Origin of the sequence: Pinibacter soli (assembly GCF_029961145.1) — a bacterium.
Classification (GTDB): domain Bacteria; phylum Bacteroidota; class Bacteroidia; order Chitinophagales; family Chitinophagaceae; genus Pinibacter; species Pinibacter soli.
Genome location: NZ_JASBRG010000007.1, coordinates 2,961,187 through 2,984,532, shown reverse-complemented (window position 1 = coordinate 2,984,532; position 23,346 = coordinate 2,961,187). Strand labels below are relative to the sequence as shown.

General features: G+C 41.0%; 19 protein-coding genes. 8 read left to right on the top strand and 11 right to left on the bottom strand.

Annotated features, from left to right (window positions below):
- Positions 1 to 512 precede the first annotated feature (512 nt).
- Positions 513 to 1,526 carry a PorP/SprF family type IX secretion system membrane protein gene (locus QJ048_RS22525; RefSeq protein WP_282336698.1) on the bottom strand — a complete coding sequence of 338 codons (1,014 nt, stop codon included), beginning with the start codon at positions 1,524 to 1,526 and terminating at the stop codon, positions 513 to 515.
- A gap of 103 nt (positions 1,527 to 1,629) precedes the next feature.
- Positions 1,630 to 2,280, bottom strand: coding sequence for a uracil phosphoribosyltransferase (gene upp, locus QJ048_RS22520; RefSeq protein WP_282336697.1), 651 nt, complete (start codon positions 2,278 to 2,280; stop codon positions 1,630 to 1,632).
- A gap of 106 nt (positions 2,281 to 2,386) precedes the next feature.
- On the opposite strand from upp, the gene QJ048_RS22515 reads away from it, so the two are divergent.
- Positions 2,387 to 3,487, top strand: coding sequence for an anhydro-N-acetylmuramic acid kinase (locus QJ048_RS22515; RefSeq protein ID WP_282336696.1), 1,101 nt, complete (start codon positions 2,387 to 2,389; stop codon positions 3,485 to 3,487).
- Between the two features lie 44 nt (positions 3,488 to 3,531).
- Entirely contained in the window at positions 3,532 to 4,329 is a 798-nt protein-coding gene (locus tag QJ048_RS22510) for a chitinase (protein WP_282336695.1), read from the top strand.
- 72 nt (positions 4,330 to 4,401) lie between these two features.
- Here QJ048_RS22510 and QJ048_RS22505 read toward each other — a convergent pair whose 3' ends face one another.
- From QJ048_RS22505 to QJ048_RS22490, 4 genes are all read right to left on the bottom strand, one after another.
- A complete protein-coding gene (locus QJ048_RS22505; protein WP_282336694.1) occupies positions 4,402 to 5,151 on the bottom strand; it encodes a LytR/AlgR family response regulator transcription factor in 750 nt (249 codons plus the stop codon).
- A 33-nt stretch (positions 5,152 to 5,184) separates the two neighbouring features.
- A complete protein-coding gene (locus QJ048_RS22500) occupies positions 5,185 to 6,255 on the bottom strand; it encodes a sensor histidine kinase (protein WP_282336693.1) in 1,071 nt (356 codons plus the stop codon).
- A gap of 11 nt (positions 6,256 to 6,266) precedes the next feature.
- Complete coding sequence (locus QJ048_RS22495; RefSeq protein WP_282336692.1) at positions 6,267 to 6,626, bottom strand: DUF4288 domain-containing protein; 360 nt, start codon at positions 6,624 to 6,626, stop codon at positions 6,267 to 6,269.
- A gap of 133 nt (positions 6,627 to 6,759) precedes the next feature.
- Positions 6,760 to 7,497, bottom strand: a complete 738-nt coding sequence (locus QJ048_RS22490) for a LiaF transmembrane domain-containing protein (protein WP_282336691.1) — start codon at positions 7,495 to 7,497, stop codon at positions 6,760 to 6,762.
- 209 nt (positions 7,498 to 7,706) lie between these two features.
- Here QJ048_RS22490 and QJ048_RS22485 point away from each other — a divergent pair, with 209 nt between their 5' ends.
- Positions 7,707 to 8,102, top strand: a complete 396-nt coding sequence (locus tag QJ048_RS22485; RefSeq protein WP_282336690.1) for a VOC family protein — start codon at positions 7,707 to 7,709, stop codon at positions 8,100 to 8,102.
- Between the two features lie 36 nt (positions 8,103 to 8,138).
- Here the strand turns inward: QJ048_RS22485 and ade are convergent, their stop codons facing one another.
- Together ade and QJ048_RS22475 are read right to left on the bottom strand one after the other, a co-directional pair.
- Positions 8,139 to 9,770 (bottom strand): adenine deaminase, encoded by a 1,632-nt coding sequence (gene ade, locus QJ048_RS22480; protein WP_282336689.1) that lies wholly within the window; start codon positions 9,768 to 9,770, stop codon positions 8,139 to 8,141.
- Positions 9,771 to 9,846: 76 nt separating this feature from the next.
- Positions 9,847 to 10,485, bottom strand: coding sequence for an MBL fold metallo-hydrolase (locus QJ048_RS22475; protein WP_282336688.1), 639 nt, complete (start codon positions 10,483 to 10,485; stop codon positions 9,847 to 9,849).
- Positions 10,486 to 10,554: 69 nt separating this feature from the next.
- Between QJ048_RS22475 and QJ048_RS22470 the strand changes: the two genes are divergently transcribed.
- Together QJ048_RS22470 and QJ048_RS22465 are read left to right on the top strand one after the other, a co-directional pair.
- A complete protein-coding gene (locus tag QJ048_RS22470) occupies positions 10,555 to 14,022 on the top strand; it encodes a TolB-like translocation protein (RefSeq protein WP_282336687.1) in 3,468 nt (1,155 codons plus the stop codon).
- Positions 14,023 to 14,090: 68 nt separating this feature from the next.
- Positions 14,091 to 15,077: a Gfo/Idh/MocA family protein gene (locus QJ048_RS22465; protein ID WP_282336686.1), complete on the top strand. Its 987-nt coding sequence runs from the start codon at positions 14,091 to 14,093 to the stop codon at positions 15,075 to 15,077.
- A gap of 138 nt (positions 15,078 to 15,215) precedes the next feature.
- Here QJ048_RS22465 and QJ048_RS22460 read toward each other — a convergent pair whose 3' ends face one another.
- From QJ048_RS22460 to QJ048_RS22450, 3 genes are all read right to left on the bottom strand, one after another.
- Positions 15,216 to 18,674: a trifunctional glycoside hydrolase family 18/polysaccharide deacetylase/glycosyltransferase family 2 protein gene (locus QJ048_RS22460; RefSeq protein ID WP_282336685.1), complete on the bottom strand. Its 3,459-nt coding sequence runs from the start codon at positions 18,672 to 18,674 to the stop codon at positions 15,216 to 15,218.
- Positions 18,675 to 18,890: 216 nt separating this feature from the next.
- Entirely contained in the window at positions 18,891 to 20,711 is a 1,821-nt protein-coding gene (locus QJ048_RS22455) for a DNA polymerase III subunit gamma/tau (protein WP_282336684.1), read from the bottom strand.
- 173 nt (positions 20,712 to 20,884) lie between these two features.
- Entirely contained in the window at positions 20,885 to 22,045 is a 1,161-nt protein-coding gene (locus QJ048_RS22450; protein WP_282336683.1) for a hypothetical protein, read from the bottom strand.
- A 324-nt stretch (positions 22,046 to 22,369) separates the two neighbouring features.
- Here QJ048_RS22450 and QJ048_RS22445 point away from each other — a divergent pair, with 324 nt between their 5' ends.
- The 3 genes from QJ048_RS22445 to QJ048_RS22435 are packed head-to-tail and all read left to right on the top strand — an operon-like array spanning position 22,370 to position 23,328.
- Positions 22,370 to 22,615 carry a YtxH domain-containing protein gene (locus tag QJ048_RS22445; RefSeq protein ID WP_282336682.1) on the top strand — a complete coding sequence of 82 codons (246 nt, stop codon included), beginning with the start codon at positions 22,370 to 22,372 and terminating at the stop codon, positions 22,613 to 22,615.
- Positions 22,616 to 22,631: 16 nt separating this feature from the next.
- The gene (locus QJ048_RS22440) at positions 22,632 to 23,006 is read left to right on the top strand and encodes a phage holin family protein (protein ID WP_282336681.1); all 375 of its coding nucleotides are present in this window, start codon (positions 22,632 to 22,634) and stop codon (positions 23,004 to 23,006) included.
- Complete coding sequence (locus tag QJ048_RS22435) at positions 22,987 to 23,328, top strand: hypothetical protein (protein WP_282336680.1); 342 nt, start codon at positions 22,987 to 22,989, stop codon at positions 23,326 to 23,328. The genes QJ048_RS22440 and QJ048_RS22435 overlap by 20 nt, the downstream gene beginning before the upstream one ends.
- Positions 23,329 to 23,346 lie beyond the last annotated feature (18 nt).

The following is a 23,346-nucleotide window of genomic DNA, read 5'->3' as shown; positions in this document are numbered from 1 at the left end:
CAGTTTTACGCTGGCGGCCTCTTGGTTTATCATCGAAGATGCGTTAAGCAGCACTGACCCCCACTGCTGGCAGGAACAAAAAAAGAGCGCCCCTGATTGTGATGTCCTTTCTATTATAAAGCGATTTAATTAATAATCGTTTCTTCTTCTTCTGAACCAGTTCAACTGGATTGAGCAGCCAATGCTTTATCGATCAATAGAATTACTATCGTACAAGTGTGCGACGCAACGATGCTTAATAGCAAATCCTCTGCCGACCCAATAAAACCGGTCGTAGATCACCGCGTCATTTAATTAGTAGACCTGTCCCCATAAAAAAAGAGCATCGTTTGATGCTCTTTTACTATTAAGAAGTGATTTATTAGTAGTCGTTTCTTCTTCCGCCAAACTGCTTTCTCTTGCATTGAACGAACTGAGTTTTGTGTCGATCAATAGAATTACTATAGTTCAAGTGTGCGACGCAACAATGCTTATTAGAAAATCCTCAGCTGACCCAATAAAAATGACTCGTTTTAGAATTTAGGACAAGGAATATTCTTCTTGCCGTCGCTTGCTTGTTTGATATAAATAAGTGAAATTTCGATACCACCACGGCTTTGGCTTGCGGTCTTAAGGCTTGAAGTATTAACATCGTAAGTAGCACCTAGTCTGAAATCGGAGAACTCAAAGCCTACATATGGTATAATAGCATCATTAAAGCGGTACCAGCTTCCAATATAAAAGTTTGTCGGATGTTCTTCATCTCCAGTTGCATTTATTGCAACAGCACCGCCAAGAACCGTTTCATACGCGCCGCTTTGACGACTATGTAAACCGCTAACGTGAAGTACCGCATTGTCAGCAATAGGAAAATATCCACCAGCATGAAATGTTACTCTTGGATCAAGAACGTAATATCCATTTGTGAAAGATTCTTTTGGTCTGTTTATATGATAAACTGAAAATCCCGCGTAAAAGTTGTTGTAACCTGTTGTAGAACCGCTATACAAAAAACCAGCGTTGAAGTCGAAGTAGTTTACATTGAGTTTTGTGTTTGCAAAGCTTTCTCCGCTAGGGTTAGTCCAGTTTCCATCAAGATCCAATTGATTTTCGAAATGGAGTCTTGTTGCGTCCAGGCGTTTGTTAGAATACGCTCCCTGGAAGCCTATTCCTATTTGGTGCAATCCATCTTCGTCTAGCCCTTTATGATATGAAGTGGAGACCGCAAGAAAGTTGCTATTCAAAATACCATCGGCAGTTCTGTCAGTCATTGCCATTAAACCAACTCCCCATGTGTCGGTGTAAGGAAGTTTTCCTGAAAGTATAGGGGCGTCAACGGAAACGGTCGAAGTAATAAATGCCTTGCTGATTGCAGGCCATTGATTCCTGTAGTTGCCAGCCACGCGAACAACGCCGTCAAATTTACCTGTAAGAGCAGGATTTAACGTTAGTGGAGAGGCGAAAAATTGTGAAAAATGAGGATCTTGGCCAAATGACTTGGTGGCCAAAAACAGTCCCATTGCACAAAAGCAAAGAATTTTTTTCATCAGCACAATTAAAATTTAGGGAGCATTACTAAAATCCGGGATCTCAGTAAAATTTTGGATTAATCTTTTTGCGATCTGCACGGTAAGTTAGAAAAAAAATGCCTTACATCTGCACTTTATTTCCGAAAGCCAGATCCCCCGCATCTCCCAGTCCGGGAACGATATAGCCTTTGGCCGTTAACTCGTCGTCAATGGCGCCGCACCAGATCTTTGCCTTGGGTTCGCTACGAAGAACATATTCAATTCCCACAGTACATGCAATTGCGCACACCACGTGAATTTCTGACGGATGCCCCTCGTCTCTTAAATATTGAATAGTTTTTACTAATGAGGCGCCGGTCGCCAGCATTGGATCTGAAATAATCACGGTCCTGTCTTCGAGCTCAGGACAAGAAACATATTCGAGGCTAATTTCAAACGATCCATCTTTATTGTGTTTGCGATAGGCCGAAATAAAGGCATTGTCAGCCCTGTCAAAATAGTTAAGCAAACCCTGATGTAAAGGAAGTCCTGCCCTTAAAATGGTTGCCAAAACTGGTTGCTTACTGAGAAGATTGCAAACCGATATCCCAAGCGGAGTTTGAATGTCGGTAGGCGTATAAGCCAAAGTTTTGCTTATTTCTATGGCTGCAACTTCTCCGATCCTTTCGAGGTTGCGGCGAAATCTCATTCTGTCATTTTGAATATCGACATTGCGTAGCTCAGAAACCCAATCACTTAATAATGAATATTGTTTACTTAGGTTGACAACCATTTAATTTTGACTTTTGAATGATTAAATTTCAACTTTGCATCTCAAAACTATAATCTTTCGAGATAAATTATAGAGATTTCCATCAACAATGTAAATATTAATAAAAATGGTTTATAAAGCAATCGGAATAATGAGTGGCAGTTCGCTGGATGGATTGGATATCGCCTACGTGCATATACAGGAGACAGGTGGTAAATGGAACTACGAAATTCAGAACGCGGCGATCTATAGCTATGCTTCGGAATGGAGCAATGCGCTAAAGAATGCCGGAAAGCTTTCAGCGCTTGATTTGCAGATACTTCATGCAAAGTATGGCAGATTTATCGGAGAGCAAATTAACCAGTTTATTGAGGATTTTAATTTACATCATAAGGTGCATCTGATCGCTTCTCACGGGCACACGGTTTTTCATGCACCGCAAAGTATGATGACTTTCCAGATTGGCGATGGGGCGTCTATTGCAGCGGTTACTGAATTGCCGGTAGTAAGTGATCTCCGGTCGCTTGACGTGGCGTTGGGAGGTCAGGGAGCTCCCATTGTACCGATTGGCGAAAAGCTTTTGTTAAGCGGATATAATTTCTTTTTGAATCTCGGCGGTATTGCGAATATATCATTCAATAATCCGGATAAATACATTGCGTTTGACGTTTGTCCTGCGAATGCAGTGTTGAATGCTTTTGCAAAAAAAGATGGGAAAGCGTATGATGAAGATGGTGCTTTAGCTGCAAAAGGAAAAGTGAATGAAAAGATTTTGAATGAGCTCTCTGGTTTGGAATATTACGGTTTACCGTATCCCAAGTCTTTATCAAACGATTTTGGAACGGACGTCATTTATCCGATGATAAACAGTCATGGTTTATCTACGGAAGACGCATTGGCAACCGCAGTTGAGCACATTGCATTGCAAACAAAAAAAGCGGCTCAACAAATCATCAATGATTTTTCACTTGCCGGAGATCAATATAAATTATTGGTTTCTGGTGGCGGAGCTTTGAATGATTTTTTGGCGAGCAGACTACGTGAGCATTTGGGCCAACTCAATATCATTGTGGAGATGCCGGACAGAATGCTGGTTGAGTTTAAAGAGGCTATCATTATGGCGTTGATTGGTATATTGCGTTGGCGCGAAGAGTACAATGTCATAGCGAGTGTTACAGGTGCAAAGCGCAACAGCGTTGGCGGCGCACTGTGGCTGGGAACTTCATAACATTGAACATATATTACTATCCAATCAACCAAATTCTTTGTAGCATGAGAAAAGTTATTTTCGCATATTGTATACTGTTAGTATATGCATTTGGAACGGCGAATTCCAACAGCGTGCCGCCTCTTATCAATAAGAAGCAGTATGAGAAAATGTTTGCTCATCACAACGCTATATTTACCTATGAAGCGTTCTCTCAGGCATGTAAGGCTTTCCCGACTTTCTGCAGTGAAGGTGATGATAAAACGAAAAAGCGAGAGCTGGCTGCTTTTTTTGCAAATGCATCGCAGGAAACGACAGGTGGTTGGAAAGATGCACCTGGAGGGAGAGAGGTTTGGGGACTGGTATATACGGAAGAGCAGTCCTGTAAAGACGGACATTGCACACAATATAATATCGCTGGTACCAGCGCTTACAAACCTGTTCCAGGTAAGTCATATCATGGTCGTGGGCCTTTGCAAATATCATACACTTACAACTATGGACTTGCTGGTGATGAACTTAAACTACCATTGCTTGAAAAGCCCGAATTGGCCAGCACTGACGGTATAGTTTCTTTTAAAACAGCAATTTGGTTTTGGATGAGAGCGCAAAATGCTAAACCTTCCTGCCATGATGTAATGACCGGCAAATGGCAACCCAATGACAAAGACAAAGAGCTGCACCGCGAACCTGGCTTTGGCATGACCATAAATATTATAAATGGAGGCGTTGAATGCAGTTCCGGCGATCCTGCAATCATAGATAATAAACAGAACAGAATCGACTGCTATAAATATTACGCTAAGGTTTTAGGCACAACTGTGGATGAGCATTGTGATTGTAAAGGGATGGGAACTTACTAGGAATTAGAAGTTAGGAATTAGATGTTGGATTTATTAGATCCTAATTTCTAATTCCTAACTCCTAATTCCTGTTTACAACCCCAGCACAGACTTCAATTTAGGATAGCCTGTTTTACTAACAGATACTTTGGAGCCATCGCGTAAAGTGGCTATGTAGCTATCTTTTTCATACACATCGAGTTTGCTTATTTCGTTGATGTTTACAATAAAGGAGCGATGTACACGAACAAAGACTTGCGGATTAAGGGTTTTTTCAAAAAATGACATCGTTTTGTTTTTTAAAAAAGCGCCTTCCTTGGTAACAATTTTTACGTAGTCATCTGCGGCTTCGAGATAATTGATCGTATCAACAGGAATGATCTTGATCTTGCCGCTATTCTTCACCACTACTCTGTTGTTTTGAGAAGGTGATTCGGCGGCACTTTCGAGCAATGCTTGCGTGTTGGCCGCGCTGTTTTTTTTAGCACCGTTGTTATTGGCGGATAAAAATTTTTGAACTGCCTTATCAAAACGTTCTTTGCTGTAAGGCTTCAACAAATAATCTATTGCGTGGCTTTCAAATGCTTTGATCGCATATTCGTCAAACGCAGTGGTGAATATTACAGCCGGTGGTTCTTCTATAAGTTCAAGCATTTCAAAGCCATTTATTTTCGGCATTTGAATGTCGAGAAAAATGATGTCTGGCTTGTGTTGCATGATTGCTTTTACACCTTCAAAACCATCATTGCATTCCTGTACGATTTCTATATCAGGATAGGTTTGAAGATATTCTTTAACTATCATAATCGCCAAAGGTTCGTCGTCTATAATAACTGCTTTCATCTGCATATTTTTGTCAACTCAAAAATTGTTAGCTCAAACCACTTGTTCAAGTTCTTGTTTTTTGGGTTGCGGTATTTTAATGGTGGTTATAAATTGATGATCTGTTGCGTTTGTTGTAAGCAGATCTTTTATGGAAAATAAAAGGAACAATCTTCTCTGCACGGAGCTTAAACCAAAGCCTGTACCTCTTTTGGGATAAGCAGTTTCAGGATCGAAAGGATTTTGCACAGAAACAGAAAGATAGCCATTTTCATCTTTATTGGCAGTAATGCTGATGGTCACCTCACCCATCGTGTCATACAAGCCAAACTTAATGGCATTCTCGACAATAGGTTGCAGAACCATGGGCGGAAGTTGAAGTTTGCCAGTGTTTTCGTCACATGTTACAACAGTATTGAGGCGATATCCGAAGCGTACTTTTTCAATATCGAGATATAGCTGCAAGTAATCCAGCTCTTCTGAAAGTGTTGTCCATTGCTGGTCTTCTTTTTTAATACTGCCTCGCAAAAAATCAGATAGCTGCTCAATCATTGTCCGTGCTTGTTGAGGTTTAATGCCAATGAGGGCATTGATCGAGTTGAGGCTGTTGAACAAAAAGTGGGGTTGCAGTTGTTGCCTCAATTTGAACAGTTCTGCATCTTTTGCCAATTTTTCTATTTCATTTTTGCGATCATCTCTTAGCTTTTGTTCTTTCAATGTATTTAAGAGAATCGTAAGCAAAGACTGCCAGCCAAGCATGACTGCAATTACACCCATTCTAACGGGAACGGAGGATTGAAAAAACTCTCTGAAGCTTGCGTCGTTTCTAAAAATGGCCAATAGTATCAGGTAGTCAATTAAAACCAAAATACCTGTTAGTGCTGCGCAAAAAACGATGAGGTACCAAAGTTTTTCTTTCTGCGGCAAATAATATTGAAAGGTGTTGTTTACGATCATGAAGCCACCAACAAGTAAGGTGTTAGTGATACAACTATCCAGGATTCCAATCTTTAACGCGAAGCCCATTTTCTGTATGATGATCGCATGTAGGATTCCCCAAATGCACCAACATACTGCAAGGATGCTGTGAAGAACTATGCGGGGAGATTTTGGTACTGTTGCCAAGGTGATGTTGTTTAAACTGCTGGAAGTGCGTTTTTTTCAAGAGAGCCTGTTAGTTTGCCTGCTTTATCTTTTATCATTTTCAGGTAGCCCGATTCATCGCTGTACTCCTGTATTTGGGAAAATACTTCTGCGCCATCTGCGAGTTCTACAATTGGCTGCAGGCAGCATACATCGATGAATTTCCATTGTACAATTTGCTGATCATCGTTAAAAAAAGTTTCTGATTCTGTATTTCCGATATTCCTTGCTTTATCAAGTGCCTGCGCTGAATTGACTGCTTTGACCAAACGAAGTTGTTCGTCAAATTGAGGAGTATGATTGCCATCTCCACAGATAATCTGGTACACCAGTTTTGTAAGATACCAATTCATAAAATTGAAAGTTGAAAGTTGAAAATGGAAAGAAATAGAAAGTTGAAAATTGTCCTTTAAAATTGATAGTGTTCAAAATGCTTGTGGCGTAACCGGATCATACACATCATTTCCAACTTTCAATTTTCCATTATCAAAAGCTTGTAATTTCGATTCCGCCGAAGACTGCGTTTGCTTCCAGCAGCAATATTTTGTCAGATGTGACGAGGTTTTCCGGACGTTTGTCCTCCACACCACCAAATACGCTATTGTTTTCGAGTTTAATTTGCCAGTGGGGTGGCACTAACAGTCTCACGCTGCCAAACACGGCGCTAACATCCATCCTCGCAACTGTTTCTATTTCAGCCTTTAACAGGTTTACCTCGGAGCTGCCAAACACAGCGTTTACGTCTCCCCCGAGGAAGTTTTTAGAAATGACACTTTTTCTTGTGCTGGCAAATACTGCATTTTCATCAATCATGTCTCCTTCAACGGGAACTGCCGGCGCGTTATAATCGAACTTTTTATGTTCATTCCAATAGCGATTGATATCGGTTTGCCTTCTTTTGTCTTTGAATATGAAAAAAAGACCTACGCATATGACACCGATCGGCCATGTATAGCGATATAAATGCATTTCGGGAAAAAAGTCGCTGACAAGAAAAAAGAGTCCTACTAAAATTGGCATCAACCAGCCTATGCCATTAAAGCGATGCTTAATTCCTATGAGAATACCTACCGCTATCGGAATCATTTGCCATGACAGAAGCCATGAAGGTACAAAGGCGCCCATTTCCCTTGCGATCAATAAACCACCGACGCCGAGCATGATCAGGCCTACAAAAATTCTTGGCGTTCTAACTCTTTCGCGATAATATTTTTCGTTGTCCATTGTGTAAATTTTATTCAAAACTATATCGTGAAAGATAGGTTAACAATTGCATTTAGGCAATTACAGTTAAAACCTCGGTAAGCGACATGGAATTGGCGGTGAAATTTTCCCGCTTTCAAAAATAGGCTTCACATTAAAATAATGCAGGTAAGAAAACCTATCTGGCTTATGATTGTTTTTAGTTGTACTTAACGACAAAATTTTACGTCATGGAAAAACTATCAGCTAATACCAATGCATTGAATTGGTTTGAAATTCCTGTTACAGATACCGCCAGGGCAAAAAAGTTTTACGAAAACATTTTCGGCATTCAAATGGAGACAAATGAAATGATGGGAATGGAAATGACCTCTTTTCCTTTCACTATGGAACCGAATGGTAAAGTTTCGGGTGCTTTGGTAAAAGGGCCGATGCACAAGCCATCGATGGACGGAGCAGTAATTTATCTAAATGCCAATCCTACCATCCAAACGGTGGTCGATAAAATTGAGGCCGCCGGTGGAAAAGTGATAATGCCTAAAACGCTCATCAACGATGACATTGGCTACATGGCTTTTTTTGTAGACACTGAAGGCAACAGAATAGGATTGCACGCTGGGGCATAAAATTTCGGTTTCTGTAGAGACGCGTTGAACGCGTCTCTATGGGGTAAAAAATGTAAAGCTGTCTCCATCAAACAATCCTTTATCACTCAGCTTGGCATGGGGAATTACCAGAAGTGCCATAAATGACAGTGTCATAAATGGAGCAGAAAGAGTAGAACCAAGAGATTTCGCAGCTTTGTCGATAGCCGCGTATTGTTCCGCGATTGCATAACCATCTTCATTGCTCATTAAACCAGCCACAGGAAGACCGAGAATCGTCTCGATATCTTTTCCCACACAGCTTACGCCGCCTTCTTTTGCTATTACAAGATTTACTGCTCTGCAAAGACTTTCATCATCGACGCCTACCGCAACAATGTTGTGGCTGTCGTGTGCCACTGATGAAGCAATGGCTCCTTGCTTCAGGCCAAAGTTTTTAATGAAGGCCTTTGCGATGGTAGCTGGATTGTAGCGATTCACCACTACGATTTTCAACACATCTGTTTGCACATTGCTAACGATATTGCCATTTTCAACGGTTGGTTGTAATGACAATTTATTAGTAATTAACTGGCCGTCCAGCGCCTCCATTACAACCATTTCCTTTTCTCCGTTCCATTTAGTTGAAAAGTTTTCGGTCTTTTTTGGAGAGCACTTAAAATTATTAATGACGGAAGCTGGTTTTGGAACGATCAATGAATTGCCATTTTCAGCTACCAGCTGACCATCGATAAAAGTTTTCAGCACCTTAAAATTGTCAAGGTTTTCAACGACGATGAAATCGGCTTTATCTCCTTTGCGCAAAAAGCCAACATCCAGTTTGTAATGGTCAATTGGATTGATACAAGCTGCCTGTAGGACTTTGTAAACATCAATTCCTTTTTTCACTGCTCTTGCGCAAAGATCATTGATGTGACCTTCTGCAAGACTGTCAGGATGTTTGTCATCGCTGCAAAACATAATGTTGGCGCTGTGATCATGCAGTAAGTCGACCAATGCTTCAAAGTTTTTGGCAGCACTTCCTTCCCTGATTAAGATTTTCATTCCGTACCCCAACTTATCAAGGGCTTCTTCGCGGGTAAAACATTCGTGATCAGTACTGATGCCAGCTTCGATGTATTGTTTTGCCAGATCGCCTCTTAACCCCGGCGCGTGACCATCAACGGGCTTGCCTAAACGCTTTGCAGCCGCGATTTTTGCCATCACATTTTTGTCCTGATACAGTACTCCGGGAAAGTTCATCATTTCAGTGAGGTATTTGATATCATCGCTTTTCAGCAATTCTTCTATATCTGCAACCGTTACCTCTGCTCCCGCTGTCTCGAAAATGGTCGCAGGTACACAGCTTGGAGCACCAAAGTTGAATTTAAATGGAACCGTTTTCCCATTTTCAATCATATATCGAACGCCCTCAACACCGCAAACATTGGCTATTTCGTGCGGGTCGCTTATAGTGGAAACCGTACCATGAACAACTGCCAGCTTCGCAAACTCGGAAGGTACCAGCATAGAGCTTTCCACGTGCACGTGAGAGTCGATGAAGCCTGGAAGTAGATAGGGCAGGCCTGCCTCTTCATTATTTGCTTCTATTTGAATGTCTTTAATTGAGCCATCTGCCACATAGATTGTTCCTTTGAAAATTTTATTCTGGAGGATATCTACAATGTTTCCGCTAATTGTAAAATTCATCTGTTAGTCACTTTTTTGTTTCACAAATAAAAATCAGTGTACATCAGCTAAAACTGCGTCATCTGCGTTCCATTCCTTAGTTCAGGAATGGGTTGTTCCTTTTCTCAAACCCAATCGTCGTCGCTTCGCCATGACCCGGATAAACCTTTACGGTGTCGGGTAAGGTAAAAAGCTTTTCCCGGATGCTGTTGATAAGTGTATTGTAATCACCGCCCGGAAGATCGGTACGACCGATGCTCAGTTTGAAAAGCACATCTCCGGCAATAATAAATTCTTGTTTTTCACAATAGAAGCAAATATGACCCGGCGCATGTCCGGGGGTATAAAGCACCTTCAATTCATCGTCGCCGAGTTTAATTGTGTCGCCTTCTGTCAAAAAATGCATCTCGCCGCTATAATTATCGAAAGGAAGGTTGTAATATGTGCCTGAAACAGGAGCCCGTTCAAGCAAGGGCACTTCCTTTTCGTTTAAATAAAGTGGTAATTGCCAGGTGTCATGCACGAACTTATTTCCAAAAACGTGATCCAGGTGGCAATGTGTATTTAGCAGATACTTCGGGCTTAGTTTTTGCTGCTCTATAAAATCCTTTAAGCGTTCTTTTTCGTTATTAAAATAACAGCCCGGATCGATGACGCAACAGTCCGAATTCTCGTTATATAATATGTAGGTGTTTTCCTGAAGTGGATTGAAGGCAAAAGTCTTAACTTGTAACATAGATATATTTGACAGACAATTTTAGTGATTAAGGCGAAAAACCATAATTTTAATTAACAATTAATGGCTATGCAATTTCCGAAGAATAATTTGTTAATGAGCGGTTGTCGATATTTTACTTTTCTTATTTTATCCGTATTGCTTGTTTACTCTTCCAATAATCTGTTTGCCCAGGTGAATACAGTTGAATTTGGAAAAAACAGGGTTCAATACCGAAAATTTAAGTGGGAATATTATCAAACAAACAACTTCAATAGCTATTATAGTCAAGGTGGCGAGGGCCTTGCAAAGTACGTGGCTCAAATGGCAGAAGAAGAATTATCGGGGCTTGAGAAATTTGCTGAATACGCTTTGCAAAGACGGGCCAACATTATTATTTATAACAGCTACGACGACATGCAGCAAACCAACATTGGTCTTGCCGGTGATTTCCAAATCACAGGAGGAAATACCAAATTGGTAAACAATAAAATGGTGGTTTACTACAACAGTGATCACTCTAACCTTCGCATACAGGTAAGGCAGGGAATTGCAAAAATTTTACTTGACAATGTTTTGTTTGGAGACGACCTTGGTGAGTTTGCGGCAAATAAAGCCCTTCTTGATTTGCCGCAATGGCTGGTGGACGGGTATGTTTCATATGCCGGAGAGAACTGGAGCACGGAACTGGATGATCAATTGAAATCTGTTTTGATGTCTGCTGACTACAAGAATTTTTACCAGTTTGCTTATGCGAAACCACAACTTGCAGGGCATGCATTCTGGCATTATATCGCAACAAATTACAAACAGGAAAACGTTACTTATTTCTTATATCTCGCCCGCATTTACAGAAATCTAAACACTGCATCGATGCGCATCTGTAAACAGAAGTTCAAAGATGTGCTGCAGGAGTTTATGGACAAAGAATCAGAAAAGTATTACAAGGACATTCGCGGAAGACGAAACAACCCTAAAGGAAATTTATCCGTAACTGAAGATATTAATCAGAACAAAGACTTTTTCCGCTTTTCTCCAAACCCTGCTCCGAAAAGCCAGAGCTATGCAGTGGTGGAATACAAGAGAGGAGTAGAAAGAGTAGTGTTGTATGAAAATTATGTAGATAGAAGGGTGCTGTTAAAAAATGGCGTAATCAATCCGGAAAATAAACCCAACCCAAACTATCCCATGATGGCCTGGGATCCCAAAGGTACCCGGCTCGCTGTGATCTATAATGACGAAGGGAAAATTAAGTTTTTTATCTATGACATGGTCTCTCACTTGAAAAAGAACAAACAGACAATTGAGGGCTTCGATCAGATACAGGACATGAAATTTATGCTGAACGCAAATACTTTGTTGTTCAGTGCAGTGAAAAAAGGTCAATCTGATATTTTTACCTACGACATCGAGAAGAACGAGTCAAAACAAATCACGAACGATATTTGGGATGACATCGATCCATCTTTCGTGGCTTTTCCTGGAAAAACAGGGATAATTTATGCATCTAACAGACCTTCTGGTAAAGCTGTGTCTTCCGATACTGTTTTGCCGTCTCACAATCGGTATAACATTTTCCTTGTAGATAACTGGAACCAAAGCGAATTCAAGCAAATTTCTCAGTTAAGCAATATGCAATGGGGAAATGCCCGTTTTCCGGTTCAATATAACAACACACACTTCACATTTGTGAGTGATGAAAATGGCGTATCAAACAGGTTTGCAGGTTTCTTTAGCACAAAACGTGCAGGTGTTGATACGATATACAAAATAGGAGATGAGATACTGAGAAACCCGGATTACAAAGATGTTGATTCGCTGTTGCGTGCTTACAAAAAAGATGAACCGGACACTATTTACACATTCTCCGTAACGTTGGATTCGGCTTATGTTTTTCCGATTACTAACTATCAAAGTGGAATTAAAGAAACCAAGTCTGCCGGCGAACGTGGCGTTGTAAGTGAAACAAGACAAGAAGGTGATTTGAAATTGCTGTACAGGTTAAAAGTTGACGACAGTACATTGAGGAGAAGAAATGTTAACCCTAAAACAACTGAGTACAGGGCAAAGACAATCGCAGATGCAAGAATGAATTCTGCGGAATTATTGGAACCCAGGGCAGATCAGAACAAACAGAACAATATTTTTGAAAACGAATTTGAAAACGAAAAAACTGACTCAGCAAAAAAAGCAGATTCTACGAACGGTAATTTGAATGTACAGCCACCACCTCCTACGATTTTGGATAAGGCAAAACATTATGATTACAGGTTGAAGTTTTCCGCGGAGCAAATAACTACTTCGTTATTCAACAACGATGTTCTTGTTACGAGATTCGATCCGTATACAGGCGCAGTGCCTGTAACGCTTAGCAGTAACAATGGGTTCAATGGTATGTTCAGCGTATCCGTGTACGATCTGTTTGAAGATTTACGCTTCACAGGAATGATCCGCATTCCGCTGATCAACACCGGTGGTAGTGGTTCCGTATCCGTTGGAAATGGCGGCGGGTCAGCAGGAACAAGTTTGTTTATTCCCGGAACAGGTTCTTTGTTTAACTCAGGTGGTGAGCAGATGGCGAGATTCGATTATCTGAAAAAGAGAATCGACTACTCTATTATTTACTATCGCAAAACGGATGTGGGTACCGATTATACCGGCCACATCATGAAACAATACACCAACTTGTTCCAGGGTATTATGAAATATCCTTTCAACAGAGTTAAAAGCGTTCGTTTTTCATTTGGCTTAAGAAGCGACAAGTATGTATACAAAGGAATGTTTGAGGATCCATACTCCGTTACTTATCCTGATGTAAAACAGTTGTACGGTTTGTTGCGCCTGGAGTATGTTCATGACAACACAATACAAAAAACGACCAACATTTTGAATGGCTTGCGCTATAAAGCATATGTTGATTTCAATACAAGATTGAATAAACAGGATAACATTAGCCCGACCGGCTTTAATATTGGTTTTGACGGTCGTTATTACAAACCGCTTTTCCAGAATTTCATATGGGCATTCAGAGCGGCGGGCGACGCTTCTCTAGGCACACAGAAAATAGTTTATTACCTCGGTGGTGTAGATGGTTGGCTCGGACCTAAGGCTTATAGCCAACCAGCTCCGCCAACAAATACAGAATACGCATTCCAGTCTTTGGCCGTAAATGTGAGAGGCTACAAACAAAATATAGCCAACGGAAACAATGCATTTGTAATGAACAGTGAGTTCAGATTCCCTGTATTCAGCACACTGATTAAAAAGCCGATTAACAATGCATTTATACGCAACTTCCAGGTAACCCAGTTCATTGACCTCGGAACGGCATGGGATGGTGAGGTAAGTAAAATAGCCAGACCAGAGCAAGTATACGGCGAAGGAGACTTGTTAGTGAAACTAAAAGCCGGTGGTGTTGGTCCGTTTGTAGGTGGTTATGGTTTTGGTGTACGCAGCACATTGCTCGGCTACTTTATTAGAATGGACACAGGCTGGCCGATGGGGAGATTCTTTGGAGGCAAACCAATCTTCTATTTTGCCATGGGTGTAGATTTCTAAACATGAGTTCAGATAGAAAAAAGCATAAGATTTAAAGCGTCTTATGCTTTTTTTATGTAAAATTTTTTATGAAAAAAAAATATAAATGGGGCATCTTAGGCGCGGGGAGAATTGCCGAAAAATTTGCCACGGCCATTGAGTTTACAGAGGGTGCAGAACTCTATGCTATTGCTTCCCGTGATAAACGAAAGGGCCAGGATTTTGCGGTAAGGCATGGTGTGTCTGTTATTTACAATGATTATGAAAGCCTTGCTGCAGACGCAAATGTTGATGTTGTTTATGTTGCAACACCACATGCTTTTCATTGTGAACATTCCATTTTGTGCCTCCAGAACAACAAAGCAGTTGTTTGTGAAAAGCCCATGGCGCTGAACTATTCACAAGCTGTAAAAATGACCGGTGCGGCCCGTGAGTATAATGTATTTTTTATGGAGGGCATGTGGAGCAGATTTATGCCTTCTATACACAAAGCTCTTGAATTGATTAAGCAAGATGTTATTGGAGATGTTCAGTATGTGCGGGCAGATTTTGGATTCAATGCTCCGGCAGATGAAAACAATCGCTTATACAATTTGAAACTTGGCGGGGGATCGTTATTGGATGTCGGCGTTTATCCCTTGTTTTTGGCCACCTTATTATTTGGCGAACCAACTTCCATACACAGCGCATCAAAGCTGACAAAAACGGGAGCTGACGAGTATTGCAATGCAGTATTGAAATATAATGGCGACAGATCGGCCTCTATTTTTTCTTCCATCACAATGAACTCAGAAAAACATGCTGAAATAATAGGAATCAAGGGGAAAATTATTTTGCAATCGCCATGGTACAAAGCAACTGACATGCTCGTCTTGCTTAACGATGGCGACAAACAATCATTTTCCATGCCACACGGAAGCAATGGATTTGAGCACGAAATACGTCACGTAATGGATTGTCTTGAAAAAGGCTATAAAGAATCTCCGCTAATGCCACTAAACTTCACTTTAACCATGAGCCGCACGATGGACATTATTTTGCACCAGATGGGAGTGATTTATGAAGTTGAAAATTGAAAGTTGAAAATGCTTTGGTTACGAGATGCCTTTCTTCTTTTTATAAGCGTTTATAAGTAAGTAGCAATGGTTGAAATCAATATAAAAGCCGCACCATAACGATGCGGCTTCTTATTTAGCATACGCTAAAGCTCATTTTCAATTTTCCATTAACACAATGTCTTTCACATTACCAGTCCTCTTCAAGACGCCCCAATGCTGAAGCTCTCCTTTAATTGCCTTACGGAATGATTTGAACAGTATGTAATACATCAACCAACGATAGATCAACCGCTGAGGAAACAGCCACCATAGCTTGCTGTATTTCTCTTTTTCAAAACTGAACGCCAGAATAGATACGGCCCCATCTACCAACATAAAAATGAAGTAGTAGGAAAGTATTTTGGCCGCGTTTCCGGTTAGGATACCAATGATCATAAACACATCTGCCAGTGGCGCGATTGCCGGTATCATAAACTGGAACACGAGAATGTTTGGTAGTGCGAGCCAGCCGAGCCATTTGTACTTCCAGTTAAACAATGCATCGCGGTTTTTCCAGAAAGTTTGCATTACACCAAAGCTCCAGCGGAAACGTTGCTTCAGGAACATCTTTAATGTTTCCGGAGCTTCTGTCATAGCAATCGCTTTATTCTCGTTATTAACGGTATAACCGCAACGCAGAATGCGAATCGTTAAGTCGCAATCCTCTGCAAGTGTATCTGTTGTAAATCCGCCGGCTTCTTCAATTGCTTTTTTACGGAACGCACCAATAGCTCCGGGAACCACCGTGATCGCATTAACAGCAGCAAACGCTTTCCGATCGAAATTCTGACTGGTGATATATTCTATCGATTGCCATTTCGTGAGCATATTGACTTCGTTACCCACTTTTACATTTCCTGCAACAGCACCCATCTGATCTGCACCAGGAAGTGTTGTAAGGAAGTCCTGCATCAGTTTGGAAATAGCATCTGGCAGCAGTTTCGTATCAGCGTCAATGCATACCACATACTCCGCCTTGCTTTGCAAAATGCCATAGTTTAATGCAGAAGCCTTGCCTCCATTAGGTTTGGTAAATACTTTTACTTTTGGATTGTCAGCAAAAAAGTTGTTTACTTTATCGTAAGTAGAATCTTTACTGCCGTCATCGATAAACAAAACTTCAAAATTTGGATAATCTGTTTTAAGCAAATTACTCAGTGAGCTCACTGCATTTACTTCTTCGTTATATGCAGGAACAATGATCGACACAAGCGGAAAATCTTTGATCACCGGTGCAATTGTCAACTGCTTGTCTTTTTTATTCTGTCGCGATGCGAGAACTGCCATCAGTAATATTCGTCCAAGCGATAAGAAAATAAACACAAGAAATAATGAAGACAATATTCGTCCGCCCCAATAGCCAAACTCAGCCATGTAATAGTTAAACTGCATCAGCGTATAGCCGCTGCCTTTAGGAACAGGCGGCATTAATTCATCTTTTTTCTTGCGCAGTAATTCTGAAAGTGTAATAAATGTATATCCGTTGTCCTTAAAGTACTTAATGATTCTTGGAAGCGCTTTTACGGTTTGCGTTCTGTTGTCGCCACCCGCATCGTGCAGCAGGATAATGCCGCCCATCGTATCAAGCTCTGCTTTGCGATCTATTATTCTTTGCACAATAGTGTCCGCGCTTACGCTTGGCTCCCAATCTTCAGGATCGATGGATTCGCCCACATCCAAATAATTTTTTTGACGTGCAAGTGCCACAGGTACCAATTCTTCCATTGTTTCAGGCATCGCATCAGCGTTGTAAGGTGCGCGGAAAAGAATGGTAGAATGGCCTGTTATCGCTTCAATAAGCAAACGTGTAGATTCAAATTCAATATTGGCTCTTCGCTTACTTATCGTAGCCACATTGGGATGAGAGAAAGTATGGTTGCCAATTTCGTGACCCTCATTATAAATTCGTTTTACAAGAGGGATATTGTTCTCTGCATTTATTCCCAGCAGGAAGAACGCAGCAGGCACATGCTCTTGGGCTAAAATGTCCAGTACTTGCGGTGTGTAAATTGGATCGGGGCCATCATCGAATGTAAGGAGAACCTGCTTCGGACTTACCTTGCCATATTTTTTTACAACAAACATAGAAGGCAGGCTCACATAGTGCTCCTCCGAAATTAGCATTTGCGCGGAATCCAGTTCTGTTGTGATTTGTCCGTTGGTGGGAGTAGACAAAACATCCAGTATTTCACCATCGCCAATATAGTCCACATCATTGCTTGATTCCACACTTGCAAAATCTCCGAAATCAAAATGCTGTAACGCAAGAGCGCCCATATCCTTATCATAAAAATCCCAAAGTCGACTATCCTCAGAACCAAGGCGCCACAAAGCAACCCCACTCAACCCATATTCTGTTGCAAAACGCAAGGTGTTGAAGTTGGTGGCGGCATCTGTAAAGTAAACTTCGTGGGGATGATCATTGTCATCGAAGTAGGAGAAATGCAGGTTGTATGTATCGTTGTTAAAGTCAATCTTACCATCACTTTCTCTTGCTGTTGTCAGTGCTTCCTGATAGGTTACGTTAGAAGCCTGCCCGTCTTTTGGCCAGTCATAGCCGTAACCCGCAAGACAAAGAATGATTTTTTCTGAAGGGATATTTTTAGCGGCTTCATCCACGGCTGCTTCAATCCACTTTTGCGCACTTACCGGTCCGGGAGAAGACATGTCGTAAAACTGATCATATGCCATCAGGAAAATGTAATCATTGCATTTGGCCAATTCTGTGTAATTATAATCGTCATTGAAAGGCATTACATCCTGTGAGACCAAATAACCTTTTTCATGAAGACGTGCATACAATTCTTTTTGAAATGCGATGATTGGCTCGTCTTTTGTCTCCACCAAATCTTCTAGATCGACGTTGATGCCGGCAAAATTTCCTTTCGACAGCACTTTTAGAATATCCTTAATTAAACGTTCTTTCTTTTTTGGATCGTTAATGATGCGATGTACAGCCTCCCCCTGAAAGGTGCCCTGGAAGTTATTAGAAAGGATTGGCATGATCTTAACTTTCGATTCCTTCATTAACTGATAGGCTCGATCATCAATATTTGTGTACAAACTGTCGCCCTTAGGATCAATGAACATCCATTCGGGAATCACCAGGTTAAGTTTGGAAATATTTCTTCTTAAAGAAAAATAAGACTGAGGATCCCATGCCACATAAAATGCTGCGCGAATGCCGCAATTGAAAGGGTAAAATGGCCTTCCCTCTGCACCCGTAAACGGATTGAGTTTGTCGACATCTACAGGATTTTGTGAGTACCTGTTTACATAACAACCAAGCTGCTGGTTTTTGTCCATTTTAGTGTCGATAAATGAACGGAAGCCGGCATATTGCTTGTTGATCTTATTGTCGCGAAAAAAAGCCTGGTTTGTTTGCAGAATCTTTTTATAGGCGTCATTCTTTTCTTTGAGTTGAGGAATGCTGGGTTTATAATCTCGAACCAATGTAATTGTGATGATTACAATACCTAAAACAGCCAGAAACAATAAAATACGACTGGTCCATTTAAAACGTTGCCAACGGGTGGCAGAATTCGTTTGAAAGACCTGTGTAGTAGAAGGGTTCATAAATAATTTATCTGAATTGCAAAGTTCTAAAGGAAAAAACAAACGACGACCTTAATTAACTACCAGTTAACCGTGAAAAAGTACTTTTAACAATAATAACTGAATAACTGAACGGTTGAATGTCGTACAGATTGAATTAGTTACAACTTCAGCCAATTGATGGCGAATAACTGACTGAACGAGGGACAGTCAGTTATTCAGTTACTCAGTCATTTGCTACAGATCCAATTCCAGCCTCAACCTGTCTCTCAATTCCTTTACCACGGGATATTCTTCCGCTATTTTTTGAAACTGTTCTTTAGAGTTAAGAGGCATTTTAACTTTGGGAATAAGATCCTCGTTAAGCTCTACTATAACGTTATAAGTAAGTCTGCGGTTGCAGAATTTTTCCTGCAAATATTCTGACAGGCCAACTCGTTCACCTTCAATGAATTTTTGCTGTAAATTATTGGGGGTAACTATTTCGAAACTTGCATCTGATTTTATGCGCAATACTGCGAGATCAAAACTTTGTGCTGCGGGATTTCTGCCTTCTTTAAGCGATACAGAAAAATTGCGCCACACCTCTTCCAAAAGACTTTGGGTTAGTGGAATAGCCTGTTGCATTGCGCTATTGCCTTCATTACCTGAAAACTGTTGGCGCAACTTCGATAGAGAACCAAGCTTACCACCACTCGATTGCGGCGCCTGTGGCTGCTTAGCTGCGGCAGTAGGCATTGCTGCCAGTTGTTGCGGTTGTGGAGCTGGAGCTTTATATTGGAACTGATGCTCTTCTATGATTAGTTTTGCCCCGCCTTCGACAGTGGCTGGCATTTGGGGTGCACTTTCAACACCGGACGCCGTCTTCAACTCAACGATCTTCAGGTTTTTGAAAGCTACCGGTCGTGTAGATTCAGCTATTTTTTTTTTGCTAATCCCGTCTCCGGAACTAGCCAATTCTAACGCTTGCTGCAAGTAACAGAGTTTGATGAGCAAAAGCTCAACATGCAGACGTTTATTTCTCGCCGCTTTATAATTGATCTCAGCTTCATTAAGGGCATTTAATGCGCTGATCATATATGGAACGGAAACTCTTGCGGCAGTAGCCGTATAACGATCTTTAAAGCTTTGTACCACTTCAAGCAACCCGGCAACCTTTGCATCTTTGCAAACCAGAAGGTTGCGAAGAAACTCTGCAAAACCATTCAACACAAGATCGCCTTCAAAACCCTTGCGATTGATATCGTCATACAACAACATTGCACCGGCAAGATCCTGCTCAAGCATGCAATCAACCAGCTTGAAGTAATAGTCCGCATCCAGGATATTCAGGTGCTCAAGTGTATTTTGGTAAGTAAGCTCACCGTTGGTAAAGCTCACGATTTTGTCAAGAATACTCAGGGAGTCGCGCATACAGCCCTCACTTTTTTGAGCGATAACTTGCAGCGCAGCTTTATCTGCATTGATGTCTTCTTTTTCGCAAATCTCTGCCAGGTGGTCAACCGTATCGTTAATGGTAATTCTTTTGAAATCGAATATTTGACAACGGCTTAAGATGGTTGGAAGTATTTTGTGTTTTTCTGTCGTGGCCAAAATAAAGATCGCGTAAGGTGGTGGCTCTTCCAATGTCTTAAGGAAAGCGTTGAAGGCGCTCGCACTCAGCATGTGCACCTCATCCACGATATACACTTTGTATTTACCGGCCTGTGGGGCGAAACGGACCTGCTCAACCAGTGCACGGATATCATCTACGGAGTTGTTGCTCGCCGCATCCAGCTCGTGGATATTTAAAGAGGTTCCTTCATTAAAAGAAACGCATGAATGGCACTCGTTACAAGCTTCGCCATCTGCTGTTGGATTTTCGCAGTTGATTGTTTTTGCAAGAATACGGGCGCAGGTTGTTTTACCCACACCACGCGGACCGCAAAATAAAAATGCATGTGCCAATTGCTGGTTCTTAATAGCATTTTTAAGGGTAGTAGTAATATGCGATTGCCCTACAACCGTAGAAAAATTCTGCGGGCGGTATTTTCTTGCCGAAACGATGAACTTATCCATGGAGGCGAAGGTAGTTAATTTGAAAATGTGGTAATTTGAAAATTTGAAAATGGCTAGTGCGACTAGCTGGGTTGAAAATTAACTCACCAAAGGCCGAATTAAGCAACTTTACTATTTGCGCCGAATGTTACACAGAATGAATTTTCAAATCAGCCCATTTTCACACTTTCAAATTATAAAATCGGGTGTCTTTTAAACACTTTCGTTTGATCAAACTGGTAGCGGTACGTTGTTAAAATCCTGCTGCGGTTGGGCGTGAGGTTTTCGGCTACGGCAATCATTTTTGGATTGAAATCGCCTATCCATTGCATCTCGTAGTCTTCATAGTCCAGTTTTGTCCTGAAATCTGTCGAAGCCTCTTCAATAATGTAGCTGTCAATACCCTTTGCCTGCCATTCAGGAACCACACCAAAAACCAAACCCACACATCGCTTGTTTTTTGACATCTTCTTGAGCCATAAAAACTTCAATTTATGCAGCAAATTGAAATTGCCGTTCAGGCGTTTGAACCACTGGTTCAGATCTGGCAAATTGATGAAAATGGCGATAGGCTCTTCTTTATGGTAGGCGAACCAGACAATTTTTTCATCCATTACCAGCTTCATTTGCTGGAACATTTTAATGCACTGCTCCTTGCTTAATTGCTTGTTGCCGCCGTGCCCCGCCCAGGCTTTATTATACACAACACAAAAGTCTTCAGCGTATTTTTTAAGATCAGATTTTACCAAATGCCTGCAGGAAAATTCATGGTCTTTTGCAATAGCGTCATGACGATCTTTGAATTTTTTAGAAAGCATCGCTTTCGTGTGCATGCCGAAGCACACCTGGTCGAAGAACTTTTTGAACCCATAATTTTCAAATAGTTCTTTATAATAGGGAGCATTAAAATTCATTTTAAATAAAGGTTCCTGGAACCCATGCACCACCAGCCCCCACCATGCATCACGCTCGCCAAAATTGATCGGGCCGTCCATCGCTTCCATACCTTTTTTCATGAGCCAGTGTTTGGCCACGTCAAATAGCATATCTGCCGCCTGCTGATTATTGATGCAATCAAAAAAACCAATTCCACCAACCGGGCCATCATCTCCCTTGTTCTTGTACTTTTTATTGATAAAGGCAGCTATGCGACCAATTAATTCCCCATTTTCACCCCTTAATATCCAGCGTATGCATTCGCCATGACGAAAAGCTTTGTTTTTTTTCTTATCAAAAACGTCATTTACATCGTTATCGATGGGGCGGATATAATTTGGAACCGATTTGTTGATAATAACATTCACCTTAATAAACTCTGCGGCCGTACTTGCGTCAGTTATTTCAATTAATTGCATAAAAAGTTTTGAGTAATAAGTGATGAGTTTTGAGTGGCTCCGGGCAATCCAATGGGTGGAAAGGGGCACAAAAAACTCTTCTGCATTATAATTTGACGCAATTACGACATCAAAATATATATTCTTGCAAGTTAGGCTTTCATCGGTATTTTCAAATTATCGGCAAAACTTTTTGCTTTGTGGTGTGTTGGAATAAGATTTGAATTAGCACATAGAAGTTGTAAGTAAAAAGCAATGAGTTTTAACTTATTAAAAATGCTAAAAACTCATAACTTACAACTCAAAACTCACAACTTAATTAATAATTTTAGAAAAACTTATTTTATGAGTAGTACTAAATTTCTTGCAGGAGTAATTGTTGGCGCCGCCGCCGGAGTAGCACTTGCCATGTTCATGAACAGTGACAAAGGGCAGGAACTTATTTCAGATCTTAAGTCTGCTGCGGGGAAAGCAGGTGATAATTTGAAAAATAAATTCAACGACCTGAAAGATCAGGTAGCCGACTCCGTACAAAAAGGAAAACAGTATGTACAAGATATAAGCGACGACGCACAGAACTTTACAGCCTAAAGTTTAATCATAAAGAATGGACGAACAACAACCCGGCTTTTTTGAGAATGTTCAAAATTTAACCGAAGAATACATACAGGACAGGCTATTACTTTTAAAGTTAAGGGCGGCCGATAAATCGGCGCGTCTGGCTGGCTTATTGGTGTCTTTTCTAATAATTGCTTTGCTCGCCTTTTTTGTGCTTTTTTTCATAAGTATTCTTGTCGGATACTTTTTTGTTTGGGTAACACAAAGCTTGTTTTGGGGATTTGGTATTGTGGCAGGTTTTTATGTGGTGCTGTTAATACTGGTATTCGCGTTTAGAAAAAAATACATAGAAAAACTCATTGCAAATATTGTGATAAAAGTATTCTTCGATAGAACCGCAGACGATGATGAAAAAGAAAATTGACCTCTCCCATATCAATTCGCTTGAAGATCTTGCAAAAGAGCAGCATGCGGTAAAGACACGCATACGCATACGTGAAGAAGAATTGAAAACTCACTTCAGGCAAATACCCAAAGAAGCGTTGAAATTTGGTGCTGCAGCTATCGTGCCGGCAGTGCTTCAAAGCAAGGCCGCCTCTTCAGCATTTGCGGTAGGAAAAAATGTCCTTGGAGGCTTGTTTGCCAAAAAAGGAGAGAAGGGAGAAGCAATATGGACTGCCATTCGACAGGCTGGCTTGTATGTGGCTATAAAGCAGGCATTGAAGATATTTGCGAAGAAATTTTAAGTTAGTTGAAAATGGAAA

What these genes read in the sequence shown, in the direction of transcription:
- QJ048_RS22470 (WP_282336687.1), top strand. Translation starts at nt 10,555, where the DNA reads ATGCAATTTCCGAAGAATAATTTGTTAATGAGCGGTTGTCGATATTTT.
- QJ048_RS22445 (WP_282336682.1), top strand. Translation starts at nt 22,370, where the DNA reads ATGAGTAGTACTAAATTTCTTGCAGGAGTAATTGTTGGCGCCGCCGCC.
- QJ048_RS22435 (WP_282336680.1), top strand. Translation starts at nt 22,987, where the DNA reads ATGATGAAAAAGAAAATTGACCTCTCCCATATCAATTCGCTTGAAGAT.
- QJ048_RS22465 (WP_282336686.1), top strand. Translation starts at nt 14,091, where the DNA reads ATGAAAAAAAAATATAAATGGGGCATCTTAGGCGCGGGGAGAATTGCC.
- QJ048_RS22510 (WP_282336695.1), top strand. Translation starts at nt 3,532, where the DNA reads ATGAGAAAAGTTATTTTCGCATATTGTATACTGTTAGTATATGCATTT.
- QJ048_RS22455 (WP_282336684.1), bottom strand. Translation starts at nt 20,711, where the DNA reads ATGGATAAGTTCATCGTTTCGGCAAGAAAATACCGCCCGCAGAATTTT.
- QJ048_RS22450 (WP_282336683.1), bottom strand. Translation starts at nt 22,045, where the DNA reads ATGCAATTAATTGAAATAACTGACGCAAGTACGGCCGCAGAGTTTATT.
- QJ048_RS22495 (WP_282336692.1), bottom strand. Translation starts at nt 6,626, where the DNA reads ATGAATTGGTATCTTACAAAACTGGTGTACCAGATTATCTGTGGAGAT.
- QJ048_RS22505 (WP_282336694.1), bottom strand. Translation starts at nt 5,151, where the DNA reads ATGAAAGCAGTTATTATAGACGACGAACCTTTGGCGATTATGATAGTT.
- QJ048_RS22460 (WP_282336685.1), bottom strand. Translation starts at nt 18,674, where the DNA reads ATGAACCCTTCTACTACACAGGTCTTTCAAACGAATTCTGCCACCCGT.
- QJ048_RS22440 (WP_282336681.1), top strand. Translation starts at nt 22,632, where the DNA reads ATGGACGAACAACAACCCGGCTTTTTTGAGAATGTTCAAAATTTAACC.
- QJ048_RS22515 (WP_282336696.1), top strand. Translation starts at nt 2,387, where the DNA reads ATGGTTTATAAAGCAATCGGAATAATGAGTGGCAGTTCGCTGGATGGA.
- ade (WP_282336689.1), bottom strand. Translation starts at nt 9,770, where the DNA reads ATGAATTTTACAATTAGCGGAAACATTGTAGATATCCTCCAGAATAAA.
- QJ048_RS22525 (WP_282336698.1), bottom strand. Translation starts at nt 1,526, where the DNA reads ATGAAAAAAATTCTTTGCTTTTGTGCAATGGGACTGTTTTTGGCCACC.
- QJ048_RS22475 (WP_282336688.1), bottom strand. Translation starts at nt 10,485, where the DNA reads ATGTTACAAGTTAAGACTTTTGCCTTCAATCCACTTCAGGAAAACACC.
- upp (WP_282336697.1), bottom strand. Translation starts at nt 2,280, where the DNA reads ATGGTTGTCAACCTAAGTAAACAATATTCATTATTAAGTGATTGGGTT.
- QJ048_RS22490 (WP_282336691.1), bottom strand. Translation starts at nt 7,497, where the DNA reads ATGGACAACGAAAAATATTATCGCGAAAGAGTTAGAACGCCAAGAATT.
- QJ048_RS22485 (WP_282336690.1), top strand. Translation starts at nt 7,707, where the DNA reads ATGGAAAAACTATCAGCTAATACCAATGCATTGAATTGGTTTGAAATT.